Source organism: Frankia sp. CcI49 (assembly GCF_001983215.1).
GTDB classification, from domain to species: Bacteria; Actinomycetota; Actinomycetes; order Frankiales; family Frankiaceae; genus Parafrankia; species Parafrankia irregularis.
In genome coordinates, this window is record NZ_MOWP01000004.1 from 1 (window position 1) to 18,469 (window position 18,469).

The window sequence follows — 18,469 nt, forward strand, 5'->3', positions numbered from 1 at the left end:
CGGAGGCTGTCCTGGACAGCGGTGTACTCCGCTGTGCCGTCGTAGCTCGGTGGGGTGTCGTCCCGGAAGGCCGGGAGGGGTGTGTCCGTTCCGTGCGGCTGGAGTGCGTAGAACCGGGCCTGGCCGTCGGGGGCGGAGGTGTCCTCGAAGACGGCGACGGTGGGCAGGTCGAACACCGGGGTGGACGGTCCCGGCTGGGTCGGGTCGGTGTGGGGTGGCGCTGAGGGTGCCGGCCGGGTCTCGAGCCGGCCGGTGATGGTGGGAGTGGCGCCGCCCGTGCTGGTCGGGGTGTGGATCACCAGCCGGACGCCCAGGAGATCGGCGAGAACGCGCGGCAGATCGCTGCGAGACCGGTCGGCGGGGATGCTGTCGGCGTCCCGGAGGACGGTCACCTCGTCGAGCAGCGGCGAGGCCTGGCCGGGCTGGCCGTTGTGGGCGAGCGGGCCGAGGTGGTGCTGGTACAGGTCCGCGAGACCGGTGCGCAGCCCGGCGAGGAACCTCGTCGGAGCGACCGCGAGATCGTGCAGCATCTGCGTGAAACCGGAGCCGGGATGCTGCGCGGCGGCACTCGCGATGACCGCGGCCAGCAGCTCGTCGACGTCGCTCGGACTCGTGTTCGTGAGCTGCACCGTCCGCGCCGTCGACCCGTCCCCCAGCGTGACCAGGCTGCCCGGGCCGGGGTAGACCGGTCCGGGCGCGGCGATCTGCTCCGTGTTCAGGAGGCCGTCGAGCAGTCGCCGGACCTCGTTCTGGAAGCGGTTCAGCCGCTCGGTGTATCCCGCTTCGGCGGGGTTCCCCGGCTGTGTTCCCTCCGGGGTTCTGACCAGGAACCTGATTTCCGCCGGCAGGTTTCCGCGGTTCGCGGTCCGGCCGGCGTGGGCCGCGATGAGAAGCGCGACGACGTACGGTTCGGTGGGTACCGGAGCGCCGTCGAAGTACACGGCCATCCGGCCGTCCGGAAAGCTCCCGACGATGATCACCTGGCTGCCGGCGGCGACGGCCGCTCTGATGTGCGGGGGTGCCTGGCGGAGCGCGGTCGCACTGTCCGGCCCGGCCAGGTTGAGCGCGGTCGGCCGTCCGCCGCGGTCGGTGATGGTCTGCCGGCGGGACAGCCGCGTGATCCTGGGCCACTGTCCGGGCGGCTGAGGCCGGACGGGGCGCACACGCACCGGCATGTTCAGCGCGACGGCGAGCAGCGCCGGGAACGAGGTGAGGCCGAGGTCCTCCCGTGGCAGCGGCCGTGCGGTCACCAGCGCGACGGATTCCGGGGCACCGCTGTTCGGGGCACTGCTGTTCGGGGCACCGGCACCCGGGGTGGCGGGGGTGGGCATGTTCCGCCGGATGATGGCGGCGAGGGCTGGCGGGGGGATCATGACGGGTCCCCGGCCGTCGTCCAGTTGCACGGTCACGGAGTCGAGCCCGCCCTGGACGATCACCTGGAGGACGCCGGGGATCCGCCGGGGTGTCTGCGGGGCGTCACGTTCGTCGGGCGTCGGGCCGGCCAGGTCGACGGCGTAGACGCCGTGCTCGTCGGAATGGACCGTCATGAGCACGTCCGCGAACGGCTCCTCGAGCTGGTACCAGTGCGCGTAGTCGAGGCCGTCGCTGGTGAGGCCGTGGTCGAGGGGGACGAGCTGGCCGGTCAGGCTGTCCCGCACCCGGTCGATCCGCGGGGTGGTCCCGGCCGGTGACGCGGCCACGGGCACCCAGGCGACGGCCTGGATGTCGGCCAGATCGGCCACCGGGGTCGCGTCGTGGCCCACATAGATCGGCAGGCCGCCGAGCCCTTCCGAGATCTTCCGGGCGAAACCCTCCAGCCGGGCCCGCCCTTCCGGGCCGAGCATCCGGGGCGTGATCAGCCGGTACGGCGTCAGCGGGACCGCCGGGGCCGCTTTCCCCCCGCGCGCCGCGTTCGCCGGCCGGCCATGGGACCGGAGCACGCTCACGACTTCCCGAGCAGTGATCCGGACGTGGCGCTCCGACTCCCAGGAGGGCCGTCCGTCCTCGTCGGTGTGGATGACGAGCAGCGGGAGATCCGCCGGCCAGCGCAGTGCCGCGTCCCACTGCTCCACGTCCATGTTCCCGGCGGGCGAGTCCGCGCGGTCACCGAACATGTAGGAGCCGTTGTCGTAGGCGCGCGGTCCGTGGGCGTCGACCTCGTCGATCCTGGCCAGGCTGCCGTCCGACCCCACCTGGACGTAGGCCGGGAGCCCCTCCCGGCCATGTGGCATGACGACGGTGATGTCCGGTGTGTACAGCAGGCCACCCGGTGCCAGGCCGGTCAGCAGGCTGCTGCCCGGAGCCTGGCGGTAGGAGAACGGGTCGGTGCCGGGCACGATCCGGATGACCGGAACTCCGAGCAGATCCGCGAGCGCCTCCACGTCCTGGTCGAAGGTGATGGTGGCGAGATCGCCGGGGTTCTGGTCGGCGGCCGGGGCCGGCGGCTGCGACCACAGCGCCACCGCGCCGATCGTCGCCGTCGTGCCGTCGGGCCCGGTCGTCCTGCGGATCTGGGTGCGGAGTCGGTGGGACAGGCCCGCGAAGAGCGGTCGGGCCGTGCCGTCGCTGAAGGCCAGTCCCAGCCGCCCGTCGGGCAGGACCGGGAGGTCCAGCGCGAAGACACCGTCCGGATAGGCGATGCCGCCGTCCGCCACCGGATGGTCGTTGCGGGCTGAGGCCGGTGACGCCAGACCGAAGGAGGCCATCTGGACCCAGACGGGGTCCCCCGGCGGCCACAGCCGTCCGAGCGGGTCCGTCACCAGGGGCAGTCGGGTCCCGGGTGGGCGGTACAGCAGCTGCCAGCGCGGCTTCGGGTGGACCATGTTGGGCCACAGGTGGGAGTCGCCGCCGATGATGGTCGACAGCCCGAGGCTGACTCCGGGTGGTGGCGCGTAGACGTGGGCGCCGGCGGCGGCGCCGATCCGCGCCCAGGCGTTCCGGGCGGCGGAGTCCAGGCCGTTGCCGGCGATGACCAGTGGCTGGCCGGTCCAGCCGTGGGCGCCGAGGAAGGCGGGGACGTCGGCGGCGGGCAGGTCGTGGGTGGTGCCGTCGAAGCGGTGGACGACGAGTACCGCCTCGTCATCGTCGTCGAGCCGGACCTCGGCGTTGCGGATCTCGAACCGGTCGGGGCGGCTGGGGACGTCGCCGGGGGTGGGGAGCGCTCCGCGCCCGCCGGGCCCCAGCATCATCAGGCCGGCGGGCAGGTTGACGACGGCGTCGTCGGTGCGACGGTGTGTCTCACCGTCGACGGACGCCCATTTGCCGGCGCCGAGTTCGCCGGGGCGCCCCAGGGCCTGCCAGGTGCCTGGTGTGCTTGGGGCCGGGGCCGTGACGAGGCGCGGCTGGCTGCCGCCGGTCGGCGGGCTGGTCGGATCGGGGAAGGACACCCGGCTGCCGGGGGCCGGGACCAGGATCTCGATCTCGAAGGCCTCGGCCGTCTGCCGCAGTTCGGCTCCGGCCTCCCCGATACCCCCGTCCACCAGGATCCGCAGGTCCTCGGGGGGGCGCCACCCGCCACGGATCAGAGTGCCCACGGTGCTCGCCTGCAACGGCTTGAACCGCCCGTCGGGTGTCAGCGTGCCGGCACCGAGGGGTCCGCTGGGGAGGATGACGTCGAAGATCCCGGGCTCATCCCGGAYGATCATGGGCAGCACCGGCAGGGTCGCCAGGTAGGTTTCCAGCGTCATCACCGCCATGCCGCCGGGCCAGACCACCGAGCCTCCGATCAGCGGCGTCAGGCTGCCGTCCGGATCCGGCGTCAGCCAGGTGGGCGGGGTGATGAGCGGTCGGCCGCCGCGCGGCTGAGGCTGGGGAACGGCGGAGAACCAGCTGTCCGGGCTCCCGTCGGTGCGCAGCACACCGTTCTCCACGTGCGGCCGGGCATCGGGGCGGGGCGCCCAGATCTCCGTCCGCAGGGCTTCGGCGAACGACGCGAGCTGGTTCTTCAGCGCCGTGAGGCGGACCGGGTCCGCTCCGAGCGGTTCCGGGGGGACCCAGAACTGCACCGGGCCGCCGCGCCAGCCGGCCGCGTCGAGCAGCCGGCGCAGGCCGTCCACGCTGAGAGCCTGCGGGTCCTCGGCGCCGGCCGGGGCCGGCAGGGCGATCCGGCCGTCGGCGGCCCGTGGCAGGAACACCGTGGTCACATCGGGCAGGGGTCGCAGGCTGGCGGCCCTCCTGGCGGTCGCCGCGGTGAAGACCGTGCGGTTCTCGGGACGGGCCTCGACCCCGGGGTGGACCCGGGGTGCCGGGCCGGGCGTGCTCGGGTCCGCGGATTCGTCGACGAGCGTGTCGAAGTGGTCGCCGCCGTCGTGGAACAGGTACACCGCCTGGCCCTGGCCCTGGCCCTGGCCCGACCGCGACCTGCCGGAACCGTCGGGCATGCCGGAACCGTCGAGGGTGAAGGCACTCAGGCCGCCGCCGGAAGCGGGCCTGACCAGGACGAGATCCGTGCCGAGCGCCCGAGCCACCACCATCGGGACCGGCGCGAAGAACGGCGTCCGCCACATCTCGGGCAGGCGGACCGCCAGCGCCACGAGTTCGCCCATTCCGAGGGACGCCAGGCCGCCATCGGGTCCGCCCAGCGAGGCCAGCGCCGGATGTGTCCGCAGCAGCCGCTCCCACACGGGGCCGACCGGGTCGGCGGTGAGCTCGGCGACGGCGAGGTTCCGGAGGATCTCCAGGTCGGCCCGGCCGCCCGGCGGATTCCCGAGGACGGTCATCAGACCGGCGGCGTCGAGACCGGCCACCAGTTCCCGGATGATGTCCTGGTGGGTGTCGTTGTGGGGGTCGTCCAGCATGACCCGGGTCGACAGTCCGCCGGCGCCCAGGAGCCACTCGAAGGCGGCCAGCCGGAGGTCCTTGTCCGAGAACTGCCCGAGCGGGGCACTCGGGAGCTGGCTGCGCGCACTCGCGATCAACGCCTCGACGAAGGAGCCGCCGCCGGGGACTCCCCGTTCCAGCCGGAACCCGCGACCATCCACGAGCACGCGGTCGTTCCCGGACCGCACCACGACCGGTGCTGCGGGCTGCCCGGCCCGCGCCACGGCCGGCTCGCCGGGTCCGGGTCCGTTGCCGTGGAGGAAGCCGGGCTCCTCGCCGCGAAGGATGGCGTCGACGATGCCGGCGAGGTCGTGGGTCGTGGTCCGCTCGTGCTCCGTCTGCTGGGTCAGCGGGCGGTAGACGTCGAGGATCTCCTGGTCGGTGATGGTGCGCCCGGCGGGGCGGTTCTGGAGGCGGACGCGGACACCGCTGATGAGCTCGGTCTCGGTGCGGGTCACCGGTTCCGGATCGTCCGGCACCGGTGACGGCGGTGGGGCGGGCTCGTCCGCGGGCGCACGGGTGATCGCGTCGAGTTCGTCCTGCGCCGGGGGTGGCGTGACGGTGCCGGACGGTGCCGGGGGGCCGTCCGGGCTGGGCGGTGTGACCAGGCTCGGGGCTACGCCGAGAAGGTCCCGGACCTCCTCCTGGAATCGGGCGACCAGCTCGTCGTAACCGGCTTCGCGCTGTGCGCCTGCCTGGCTCTCCTCCGGTGTCCTGACCCAGAACTCGATCGCCGGCAGGGAAGGGCTCTGGTTCTGACGCCCGCTCTGGTTCTGGCTGGTCGACTCCACGATGAGGCGAGTGACGACGTCGGGAGTGGCGGGAGTGGGGACGCCGTTTACCCGAACGGCGATCCGGCCGTCCGGGAAACTGTCGACGATGACCACGTAGCCGCCGTCCCGGACCGTCCTCCTGATGTGGGCAGGTGCCTGGGCGAACGGATTCATGCTGCGGGTGGCGGTCAGGTCCAGGGCGAGTGGCCGGCCGCCCGAGCCGGTGATGACCCGCTGGTGGGGCAGCGGCTGCACCGGTCCCGTTGACTGCGGCGGTCTCGTTGGCTGCGCCGGCTCCGTTGGTTGCACCGGTCCCGTTGGCTGCGGCGGCTCGTTGCGCCGCTGCGGTGTGACGAGCTCGGTCTGCGGTGCCCGGCGCTGGGGGCCGGACGGCTGCACCTCGCTGCTCGGCACGTGCCCGTTGAGGAACGGGTCGGCTCCGGTGGCGATCCGGATGACCGGGAGCCCGAGCAGGTTCGCGAGTGCCTGGACATCCCGGTCGAAGGTGGCGATGGCCGCCCGGGCCGCCCGGGCCACCCGCGCTGCCTCGGCGGAGTTCGGGGGTGCGGAGGTCGGGGGCGTGGGGTTCGGGGGCTGTGACCAGAGCATCACCGCTGTGATCGCCGGTGTCGTGCTCCCAGGCGGTGTCGTGCCGCCGGGCGACGTCCTGCCGCGGGGTGCCGGTGTGCTGTGGATCCGGGTGGCCAGTGTGGGTGCCAGCTGCGGGAAGAGCGGGCGCACCGTGCCGTCGCGGAACGACGGCTCGAAATGGTGGACGGGTGGTCCTGAATCCGTCGGATCCTCGCTGAACATCAGGCCCAGCCGGCCGTCGGGCAGCACCGGGAGGTCCAGCACGAAGACCGAGGGCGAGTAGGGAAGCTCGGGGTTTCGCAGCGGGTGCTGGTTGAGCAGCGCCGGGGTGGGTGAGGCCAGGCCGAAGGCGGCCAGGTGCAACCAGACGGGGGCGTTCGGTGGCCACAGTCGTCCGAGGGGCTCCGTCACCAGCGGTGGCGGGGAGTCGTCCGGGCTGTGGAGCACCTGCCAGCGCGGGGACCGGTTCGTCTGGGTGGGTGTCAGGAACGTGGCGCCGTTCAGGGTGGTCCTTGCCAGCCCGGCGGTGGGGGGCGGCGCGAACACGTGTACCCCGGCGGCCGCGCCGATCTGGGCCCAGATCCGCCGCTGGTCGAAGGTTTCGGGAGGGTTTGTGAGGACCAGTGGTTGGCCGTTCCAGCCGTGTGCGGCGAGGAAGGTCGGGAAGTCGGCGGCGGGCAGTTCGAAGAACGACCCGTCGAAGCGGCCGACCTCGAGCGCCGTGCCGCGAGAATTCAGACTGAAGGTGTCGCCGCGGATCTCGAAGGTGTCTGGGCGGGTGGGGATGTCCTCGGGTACCGGGAACCTTCCGCGACCGCCGGGCGGGAGCAGGATCAACCCGGCGGGCAGGTGGACGACCGCGGGGTCGGTACGTCGGCGTGTCACACCGTTGACGGAGTGCCATCTGCTGGCGTCGTGGTCGTCCGCCCGGCTCAGACTCTGCCAGGTGCCCGGAGCTCCCTCGGCGGTGACGAGCCGTGGCCGCCCGCTCCCGGCGGGCGGGGCGGCGGGGCCGTGGAAGGACGGCGCACTGCCGGGAGCTGGGAACAGGACCTCGATGTTGAGCCCGTTGGCGAGTGCCCGCAATGCGGGCTGGGTCTCCCCGAGGCCCCCGGTCACCCAGATTCGCAGGTCCTCGCCCTGATAGCCGGCCTGTCGCAGCGCGCCGAAGATGCGCTCCTCCGGGCTGCTGGGGTCCCCCTCGGGTGCGAGTGCGCCGGCGCCCGCGGAGCCGTTGGCGAAGACGACGTCGAAGATTCCGGGCTCGTGCCGTTGCGCCAGGTGCTGCAGGACGGGCAGGGCTGCCAGGTAGGCGTCGAGTGTCATCAGCGCCATGCCCTCGGGCCAGCGGACCAGGCCGTCGCCGGAGGGCGCCAGGCTCCCGTCCTGGTGGGGGGTCAGCCAGATCGCCGGGGTGACCAGTGGCTCGCGGCGGAAGCTGGGAACACTGGCGCGCCAGCTGAAGGGGCTTCCGTCGGTACGTAGCGCGCCGTTCTCCACACGTGGCTGGGCACCCGGATCGGGTACCCAGATCTCGGTGCGCAGCGTTTCGGCGAACGATGCCAGCTGTCCGTCCAGCGCCTCCGCCCGGGTTTCTTCCCGGGTCTCTTCCGGGCCGGCTGTCTCCTCGCCGTCCGGGTTGACGTGGACTGGTTCCCCGTCCGACAGCCCCAGGTCGGCTGGATCTGTGCGGAACGATTCAGCGGTGGAGGATCCCGCAATTGAGGATCTGGCGTAGGACGATTCCGAGTACGATGATTCGGTGCTGTATGTGGATTCTGCATAGAAGGATTCCGGCGGAATCCAGAACTGCACTGGTCCGCCCTGCCAGCCAGCCATTTCCAGTAGTTCCCGCAGAGCGGTCACGGTGAGAGCCTGCGGGTTTTCTTCGGCCGGGGTGGGAAGGCCGATTCGGCCGTCGGGGTTTCGAGGCAAAAACAGGGTGGTGACGTGCGGCAGGGGGGTCAGGCCGGCGGCGAGTTCGGCGGTGTCCGCGGTGAAGACGGTGCGCTGGTCGGGGTTGATCCTGATGCGGGAGTTGTCCGGGCGCTCTGGGTCCGGCGCGGCAGGTCCGGATGCGCTGGGCTGCGCCGCCTCGGGAGCAGGCCCGGGGGCGTTCAGGTCGGCGGGTTCGTGGGTGAGGGCGCTGTAGCTGCCGCTTCCGTTGTCGAAGAGGTAGAGCCGCTGCCTCGGCCGTGGCCCGTTGGTGGGCCAGGTGATGCTGCTGGTGGTGAGGCCTCCGCCCGGCGCCGGGCTGATGAGGGTGAGGTTGACGCCGAGTGCGCCGGCCGCGACCGCGGGTACCGGCCGGAAGAACGGCGTCCGGTACCTCGGCGTCATGGCTATCGCGACGGAAACGTGTTCGCCGATCCGGTAGTGATTCACCAACAGGCTGCGGTCGGCGCCCAGGTCGTCCAGTGCCGGGGTTGTCTGGAGCAGTCGATGCCACATGTCGCCGTACGGCTCGTTGATGAGCGCGGAGACAGCGAGATCCCGCGAGGTGCTGTTCGGACCGGCCGTATTAGCCGTATTAGCCGTATTAGCCGGAGTGTCCGGCGGGAGAGCGAGAACTGTGTTCAGAGCCGCGTCGTCGAGGCCGTCGACCAGCCCCCGAACGATGTCCTGGTGGAAACTGTTCTGCGGGTCGTCCAGGGTTATCCTGGGTCTCCAGCCATCGCTTCCTCCCCGGCTGAACCAGGAGTTCAGCCACTCGCGGGCGCCGTCCTGGCTCAGCTGGCCGAGTGGGAGGTGCGGCAGCTGGCTGCGTGTGCTGGTGATCAGCGCTTCGAAGAAGGAGCCGCCGCCCGGGGCGGTGGGACGCACCCGGTACCGGGAACCGTCCACGAGGACGTGGTTGTCGCCGTTCTCCTGGGCGACCGGTGGTTCCTCGGTGTCCGGGTTCTCCGCGAGCGGCTGGACGAGGGCGTCATAGTGGCCAGCACCGTCGTGGAACAGGTACAGCGGCCGGGTTGGCGCCGGCTCGTCGAGCCCGTGGAAGGTGACCGTCCCGCCATCCGGCCCGACAAGGGTGAGGTCGATGCGGAAGGCCCGCGCCACGAGCTCCCGTACCGCGGCGATGAAGGGTGTCCGCCACAGGTCGTCGGTGCCGATCGCCAGTGCCACGACGTCGCCCATCCGCAGGCCGGTCAGGATGCTGCGGTCGCGCAGGGGGGCCAGCGCGGGGGTCACCTGGAGCAGCCGGTTCCACATGTCGCCGTGCGGTTCGGCGGTGAGCCCGCCGATCACCTGGGACCGGAGGTGCTCCGGACTGGTCTGATTGCCTGGAGTGTCGCCGAGAACCGTGGTGAGGGCGGCGTCGTCGAGACCGGCGACCAGCTCCCGAATGATGGAAACGTACTGCTGGCCGGCTGGGTCGTTCAGCGCGGCTCGCGCCGGTTCCCCGGCGGGCGAGGCGAGCCAACCGGCCAGGTCGCGCTGGAAACCCCACCGGGTCGCGTTGTCGAGCGAGGAGTTCCGGAACTGGCTGCGCACGCTGGTGATCAGCGCGTGGATGAAGGAGTGGTTGTCCGGGGCGGTGGGATGTATCCGGTACCTGACGCCGTCCACGGTGATGTGACCGTCGCCGGCCTGGTCCGCGGCCGGTGATGCGGGCCCGGGTGGCGGGTTCTCGGCTTGCTGGGTGGAACCGTCTGACGGGTGCTGGCCGGGCCGGGTCCGCTCGGGTGCGGGCCGCGGCTGGCCCGGGTCGGGCTGGGGCTGGCCCGGGTCGGGCTGGGTCTGCCCTGGTTCGGGCTGGGTCTGCTCCGGGTGGCGCGGCCCGCCGTCACCGGTCTGCGGTACGTCGGTCGTCTCGGGAGTGGGGCCGGTGGTCGGCGCGGCGATGGCATCTGCCGGTTCGAGGCCGCTGGCCGGTTCGGCGGCGTTGACCGGGGCTGGGCCGGGGGCCGGGGCCTCGTTGATCCATCCGAGGACCTGGCGTCGTTCGGCCGCGGACGGGGTGGCTGCCCGACCGTTGGTGGCGTGGACGGGTGAGTGGGTGGGGCGGGCGCCGCGGCTGGTGGTGCGGATGGTGACGAGGGTGGGGGGCAGGCCCGCCGCGGTGAGGCGCGCGGCGATCAGGGGGGTGAGGATCGCGGCACTGGAGGTGGCGCGCCGGTCGCCGCTGCGGATCGCGCGGGCTGGTTGGAAGGGGCGGCCGTTCCCACCGCCTTCGAGGTCAAGGATGAAGGACGGTTCCCTGGTGTTCGCGCGGTGGATGACTTCGGTGGCGATCTGGTCGGCGAAGGCGATGAACTGTGCCCGCTGCTGCGCGCCGAGGTCGGCGAGGGTGAAGAAGTGGACGCCCTCGTCGACGTTGAGGGTGAACCGGATCTGTTCCCACGGCCGGCGGTTGTCGCTGTGGTCGCCGGGTGCACCGGCATGGAGGAAGCCGGGTTCCTCGCCGCGGAGGCGGGCGTTGACGATGGCGGCGAACTCGGGGGCCGTCGTCCGGTGGTGTTCCGTCTGCTGGGTCAAAGGGCGGTAGACCTCGAGGATCTCCTGGTCGGTGATGCTGCGCCCGGCGGGACGGTTCTGGAGGTGGACCCGGACCCGGCTGATCAGTTCGTTCTCGGTGGGTGTCGGCGGCACCGATTCGTCCGGCACCGGTGCCGGCGGCTCCGCGGCCTCGTCCATGGGTGCGCGGGTGATCACGTCCAGGTCGTCCGGCGGCGGCATGACGGTGCCGAGCGCTTCGGGCCGTCCTGGGGCTGGCGTGGTGGATCCGGACCCGCCGGATGCCTGGACGAGTGCGTCGAAGCGGCCCGGTCCGTCGTGGAGGAGATAGAGCGTCTGGTCCGCCGGTGTTCCGTCGAGCCCGTGGTGCGTCTCGGACGTCAGACCGCCGACGGGTGCCGGCACGACGAGAGTGAGATCGATGCCGAGTGCACGCGCCACGAGCGCCGGTACCGGCGTGAAGAAAGGTGTCTGCCACAGCTCCGGAGTACTGATCCCGGCCGCCACCAGCTCGCTGATCGACAGGCTCACCATCTCGCCGCGCCGGTCACCCAGCGGGTCCAGCGCGGGCGACACCTCCAGCAGCCGGGTCCACGCGGCCCCGAACGGATCGTCGATCAGCTCGGCGATGAGATCCGCGGCCGCGAGCTCGTCGTCGATCGCCCGATCGGCCTCGCCGTCCGGCGGACGCCCGGCGCTGTCCGGCGGACGCCCGAGCGCGGACGTCAGACCCGCGGAGTCCAGACCAGCGACCAGCTCCCGGACGATGTCCAGGTAGATGCCGCCCTCCGGGTCGTCCAGAATCCCCGCCAGCGGACGCCCGTCGGGCCCCGGTCGCGCGAGCCAGTCCGTCAGCGCCTGCTGGACCCCCGCGCCGGTCAGCCGGCCGAGCGGAGTGTCCGGGAACTGGCTGCGCGCACTGGTGACCAGTGCGTCGACGAAGCTCGGACCATCCGGCGCGGTGGGCTCCACCTGGAACCCACGCCCGTCGACGGTCACGGCGTCGTCCCCGGAGCGTTCCACGACCGGGAGGTCTTCGGTTCCCAGGCGCACGCGCGGGCGGATGAGCGCGTCGTAGCCGCCCTGTCCGTCGCGGAAGAGGTAGAGGCTGCGGTCGGGCACCAGCCTGCCGGTGCCGTTGTGCATGGCGGCGCGCAGGTCGCCGTCGGGTCTCTGCTCGATGAGGACGAGCTCCACGCCGAGCGCGCCGGCCACGATCGCGGGCAGCGGCTCGAAGAACGGTGTCCGCGACAGCCCCGGCAGACTGGTCGCGGCCGCCACGATCTCACTGATCCGGGAACCCAGAACCCTGCCACGGAGGTCGCCGAGCGGGTCCAGCGCGGGGGAAAGCTGGAGCAGACGGTTCCAGGCGACGCCGAACGGTTCGATGGTGAGCCGGGTGGCGACGAGATCCCGCAGGACCGCCGGGTTGCCCTGACTGCCCGGCGCGCGTCCGAGGACGGCCGTCAGGCCCGCGGTGTCGAGGCCGTCCACCAGGCCCCGGACGATGCTCTGGTGCACGCTGCTCCGCGGGTCGTCCAGCGGGTGCGGCATCGGCAGCCCGGAGGGTCCCGTCCCCTGGAGCCGGTCGGTCAGGAGGCCCTGGATCTCGGTGTCCGTCATGCGGCCGAGGGCGGAGTCCGGGAACTGGCTGCGCGCGCTGGTGACCAGCGCGTCGATGAAGCCGGGGCCGTCCGGGGCCGTCCGCTCCACCAGGAACGTGTGACCGTCCATGGTCAGGCTGCCGATCCTGGGCTGCTCACCGGAGCCGCTGGCCGAACTCCGGCTGGCCCCGGACTGCTCGGACCCGGACTGCTGCGACCCGGACCCTTCTGACCCGGACCGTTCCGATCCGGGCTGTTCTGGCGGGGACTGTCCTGGGCTGCTGCTGCTGGTGCTGGCTGTCGACGCGCCGCCGGCCGGGAACGCGCCGGTTTCGGTGAGCCAGCCGAGGACCTGCCGCTGCTCCGCCGCCGACACGGATGCCGCCGGCCCGTCGGGGGCGTGGCCCGGGGCGCGGGTGGGAAACGGGCCGCGGCTGCCGCCCTCGAAGGTCACGAGGGTGGCGGGCAGCCCGGCGTCGGCGAGGCGCGCGGCGATCAGGGGGGTAAGGATCCGGATGGCGGCGTCGGCGCGTTCGTTGCCGTCGATGTAGGCGCGGAAGATGTCGCCGGATTCGTTGCTCGCACCGCCTTCGAGGTGGACGGTGAGCGGCGGCAGCCCGTTGTCGGCCCGGTGGACGGCCTCGGCGGCGATCTGGTCGGCGAACGCGGTGAGCAGCGCCTGTTCGGCCGGGCTGAGGTCGGCGAGGGTGACGGTGAGGACGCCTTCGCCGAGGTTGAGGGTGAGCCGGATCTGTTCCCACGGCCGGCGGTCGCCGCTGTGGTCACCGGGTGCGCCGGCGGGCCGGAAACCGGGCTCCTCGCCGGCCGACAGCGGCCCCGGTTCGTCCGGTACCGGTGCCGGCGGCTCCGCGGGCTCGTCCGCGGGCGCGCCGATGATCACGTCCGGGTCGCCCGGCGACGGCGCCACGGTGCTGGGCGCTTCGAGCCGTCCCGCGGCTTCGGGCTGATCTGGAGCTGGCGTCGCGGAGCCGGACCCGCCGGGTGCCTGGACGTCTGCGGGGACGGGGGTGGGGACGAGCGCGCCGTAGCGGTCCCGCCCGCCGTAGAAGAGATGGAGGGTCTGGTCCGCCGGTGTTCCGTCGAGCCCGTGGTGCGTCTCTGCGGTCAGACCACCGACCGGTGCCGGCATGACGAGGGTGAGATCGACGCCGAGGGCGCGCGCCACCAGGGCCGGTACCGGGCCGAAGAACGGCGTCCGCCACAGCTCCGGAGTACTGACCGCGGCCGCCACCAGCTCGCTGATCGACAGGCCCACCATCTCCCCGCGCCGGTCACCCAGCGGCGCCAGCGCGGGCGACACCTCCAGCAGCCGGGTCCACGCGGCCCCGAAGGGATCGCCGATCAGCTCGACGATGAGATCCGCGGCCGCGAGCTCGTCATCGATCGCCCGATCGGCCTCGCCGTCCGGCGGACGCCCGGCGCTGTCCGGCGGACGCCCGAGCGCGGACGCCAGACCCGCGGAGTCCAGACCGGCGACCAGCTCCCGGACGATGTCCAGGTAGATACCGCCCCCCGGATCGTCCAGAATCCCCGCCAGCGGACGCCCGTCGGGCCCCGGTCGCGCGAGCCAGTCCGTCAGCGCCGCCTGAACCCCCTCCTCGGTCAGCCGGCCGAGCGCGGTGTCCGGGAACTGGCTGCGTGCGCTGGCCACCAGCGCGGTGATGAAGCCGGGACCATCCGGCGCCGCGGGTTCCACCCGGTACCCACGCCCGTCGACGAGCACGCCGTCGTTCCCGGAGGGTTGCACGACCGGTGGGGCAGCGGTCCGCACGCTCACGGGCGCGGGAACGAGTGCGCCGTAGTGGCCCGCCCCGTCGGAGAAGAGGGGGATCGAGGCCGTTCGCGGTCCGCTGAGCGGCCTGACCACCTCGGTCGTCAGGCCTCCGCCGGGTGCCGGGCTGACGATGACGAGCTCGACGCCGAACCGCTGCGCCGCGAGTGCGGGCACCACCTCGAAGAACGGGCTCTGCCCCAGCGCCGACGTGAAGAGCGCCGCGGCCACGAGCAGGTCGATCCGGAAATCCAGCATGTCGCCGCGGACGTGGTTTACGGGGTCCAGCGCGGGGGTTGTCTGGAGCAGCCTGACCCACGCGGCGCCGAACGGGTCGCTGATCAGCTGGGCGACGACGAGCTCCCGCAGGGCCTCCGGCCCGACGGGACTGCCGGCACCGTCCCGGCCGTCCTGGCTGCCGTGCGGGGGTCCGAGGACGGTCGTCAGGCCCGCCGGGTCGAGGCCGGCGACCAGGCCCCGGATGATGTCCTGGTGGATGCCGCTCCGCGGGTCGTTCAGCGCGTCCAGGATCGCCGGCCTGCCGGGTCCCGGCTCCTCGAGCCAGTTGATCAGGTCATCCCGGATCTCCTCGTTGGTCAGGCGGCCGAGTGGGATGGGCGGGAACAGGCCGCCGGCGCCGGTGATCAGCGAGTCGATGAAGGATCCACCGAGCGAGGACGTCCGTTTCAGCCGGTAGCGGCGGCCGTCCACGATCACGTGGTCGTCTCCGGACCATTCCGCCTCCGGGGGTGCGGGCTGCGGCTCGGGCTGCGGGCCGTCGGCCCGGTGGCCGACGTCGCCTGGTGGGCTCGCCACGGGCTGAGGCGGTGTGGGCGTCTGCGTCTGCGGGCGGGCCTCGTCGTCACCGGTTCGTGGTCGTCCGGTGTCCGGTGCCGGCGCCGGCTCCGGCGCGGGGACGAGCGCGTCGTAGCGGGCCACCCCGTTGAACAGCAGACGCAGCGTCGTCTCCGGGGTGTCGAGCCGGTTGATCGTGCGGGTGACCAGGCCTCCGCCGTACGTCGGTGAGACGATGGCGAGCTCGGCCCCGAGCGCGCCGGCCGCGACGGACGGCACCGGCTCGAAGAGCGGGGTGTGCTCCATCCCCGGAGTGCGGATCGCCGTCGCGACGAGGTCGCTCAGCCGAGCTCCCGCCAGACTGTCGCGATCACCGACCGGCGCCAGCGCGGGAGACAGCTGCAGCAACCGGCGCCACTCGAAGCCGGCCGGATCGTTCGTGATCGCGGTGATGACGAGGGCCTCGATGTGGTCGGGATCGAGCTGACCGTCCGGTGGGCTTTCGAGGACCGTCGCGAGGGCCGCGTCGTCGAGACCGGCCAGCAGATTCCTGATGACGGGCAGACGGCTGTCACCGGTCGGTTCGTCCAGCCCGAGCCGGATCGACGCCCCCTCGGGGCCCATGAACCAGTCGGCGAGGAAGGCCCGGAACTCCGGCTCCGACATCGAGCCGAGTTGCCCCGGCCGCTGGCCCCGCAGGCTGGCGATCAGCGCGCTGATGAACGAGTCGCTGCCCGGCGCTGTGTGCTCCACCCGGTAGCCGCGGCCGTCCACCGTCACGTGGTTCAGGGGTTCGGGCGGCTCGGATGACGAGCTTTCGCTCTCGTAGGCGGAGGGGCCCGGCGAGACCGCCGTGAATCGCGGCCACTCCATGGGCGGAGCAGCGTCCGCATGGTCACCGGGCGCGCCACCGGCAAGCCCGCCCGGCGGTGCGCCGCGCAGCCTGTCGGCCACCAGCGGGGCCAGCGTCCGGACCGGCGTCCGCTGGACGGCGGACTGGGCGCCGAGCTCCCGGAACGCGGTCAGGATCTCGTCGTCGGAGACGGTTCGCGGGAGCGGGTTCCGCTGGAACTCGATGTGCACCAGCCGCAGCAGGTCGCGCTCGAGGTCGTCCGGCGGGCGCGGCGGTGCCGCCGGGACGTGATCGCCGACCACCGGGGTGATCGCGTCCGGGTCCGGGGTCGGTTCCACCAACCCGTGCGGTTCGCGCGCCTCTGGCGTGCCCAGGACGGACACCGTGTCCGCGGACGGGGTCTCCACGGGAGTGATGTCCACGGGTGCGGTCGCCCGCGGTGTCGGGTCGGCGCCGCGGGCCCAGCCGCCGAGTGGCGCGGCGGGTGCCGGGGCCGGTGCCGACGGCGGGACAGGCGCCGGAATCGCGGGCACAGCGGATGCGGACGCGGGTGCCGGTGGGGTGAGCCCTGGAACCGCGGGGGCCGGCGCGGGCACTGGCGGTACGGCCGGCGCGGGCGTGGGTGCCGGCGGTCCGTCCAGCAGGGGCACCGGCGCCGCGGGTACTGGCGGCGTCGGATTCGGGACGGGCGCGGCGGAGGTGGGGACGTCCGGCAGCGGGTTCGCGGATGGCGGTGCCGTCGGCGGCAATGGTCCGGGACGGGGATCGGGGGCACCGCCCGGTGGTTGCGCGCCGGCCGGGACGGCTGAGTCGAGCGCCCCGCCGGCAGCGGGCATCGGCTGCCCGGGTGCCGGGAGTGGCCCGGGAGGACTGGGGGAACTGGGGGGAACGGCCGGGGGTTCGGAGCCGCTCGGCGCTCCCCCGGGCGGCTGGTCGAGTGCCGGCGGCTCCAGCGGGGGCGGATCCTGGCGGGTGGTGAGACCCGGCACCGGATCGCCCTGACCGGGAGGGCTGGACGAGAGCGGCACGTCGTTTGCCGGCGGCTCCAGCGGGGGCGGATCCTGGCGGATGGTGAGACCCGGCACCGGATCGCCCTGACCGGGAGGGCTGGACGAGAGCGGCGCGTCGTTGCCGGAGGGTCCGGCGGCGGGTGCTCCGGGCGCGGGTGGCCCGGCGGCGGGTGTGCCCGCGCCGGGCTTGGCACCGTCGAAGCTGCCGGGGCCGGGTGCGGAGGCCGGCGGCGAGTCCGGGGCGGGCTGCGTGGTCAGTGGCGCCGCCGGCTCGTAGTCGTCGGGGTCGGTCAGCCGGCTGATCACCGAGTCGTTCGACGCTCCGCTGTTCACGGACCAGGTGTCGGATACCCCCGAGACGACGGAGCTGGCGTCGTCGTCGAAGTCGAAGCTGGAGCTCGCGCTGGCGCTGAGGTCGAGGTTGATCGGTGGAATCGTCAACGGTGGGATCGGCACCGGTGCCGGCGGCCCGCCGATCGGGGGGACCGTCGAGGCGTCGGGCTCGTCGCCGGTGGGGTGGTCCGGGCCGGCGAGGGGTGGGTGGTTGCCCTGCTCCGCGGCACCGGCCAGCGGCGCGATGACCAGCGGGGGCACGTTCACCGTGGGCGTGTCCTTCCCGCCCGCGAGACCGCCGCCGCCCCCGGGCCCGCCGTTCGAGGACGCACCGTTGTTCGAGTTGGCACCGTTGTTCGGGTTGGCGCCGTTGTTCCCGGCGGAGCCGTTGTTCGCCGACGTCCCGCCGGGGCCGTCGTCGCCGCCGGGACCGGGGGGGTCGCCGCCGTCGTCGCGGCCGCCGTTGCCGTCCAGGCCGGAGACGTCCAGCTTGTTCAGCATTTCCTGGATCGCGGCGATGTTGGGATCAGCGCCGGGTCCGTGGATGCCGCGCCCGGCGGCGCGGCCGCCGCCGCGGGCGACGCTCTCCGTCGATCCCTCGGTCGTCCCGGAGATGATGTCGTCGACCATGCTCTTGCCGCTCCAGTCGCCGTCCACCATTCCGGCGGCGAAGAAGCCCCCGCCGCTTTCCAGCAGGATCGACGCCACGGTGGAGGAGAACAGGTCGGCGAAGGGGTTCGCCGCGCCGCCGTGGACGCCCTGATTGATCAGGAGCTGGTTCCACTTGTTCATGGCGCTCTGGAGCCCCGGTACGGCGACGACGGAGGTGGCCGCTGCCGCCAGGCCATATTTGATCATGTGCCAGGTCTCGTCGCCGTCCAGATCGTCACGCTTGCCTTCGATGATCTGCCAGACCTGAGCCACGATCGACGAGCCGGGCATGAACAGCATCTGCATCGCGGTGATCTTGGCGACCGTCTTGGCGAACTCCAGCGAGAGGATCCGCTGGATGAACGTGCGGGTCGCGGCGACGCGGGCGGCGGCCTCGGGACCCGCGCCGAACGCCGCCTCGATCGCCGCGATCGCGAGCTGGATCTGCATGAACAGGAACATCACGAAGCCCTGCTTGCGGGTCAGCTCCATCTGCAGGGCCTGGGCGCGCAGCATCGCCGCCGCGGCGCGCAGCAGGTTGCCGCCCTGCGGCAGCACCTTCGGCTCGTCGACGACGAACTGCGCGGTCTGGGCGACGAAGCGCCGCCCGGCCTTGCTGTCGACGGTTGTCCGCACCGCCCGGATGACCTTGAGGAGGGCCAGGGCGAGCTGGTCGACGGCATCGGCGGCCGCGTCCAGGATGTCGGCGAGGGCCAGCATCATCCTGGTGCTGGCCCTGGGCAGCCGCATTCCGGTGAAGGCGTAGATCGCCTCGTCCATCGACTTCGACATCG

Annotated in this window: 1 pseudogene; it reads right to left on the minus strand. The window is 72.9% G+C overall.

Annotation, left to right across the window (positions count from 1 at the left end):
• Positions 1-18,467 (minus strand): annotated as a pseudogene (locus CcI49_RS00920) (hypothetical protein); the annotation flags it as partial.
• Positions 18,468-18,469: the final 2 nt, after the last annotated feature.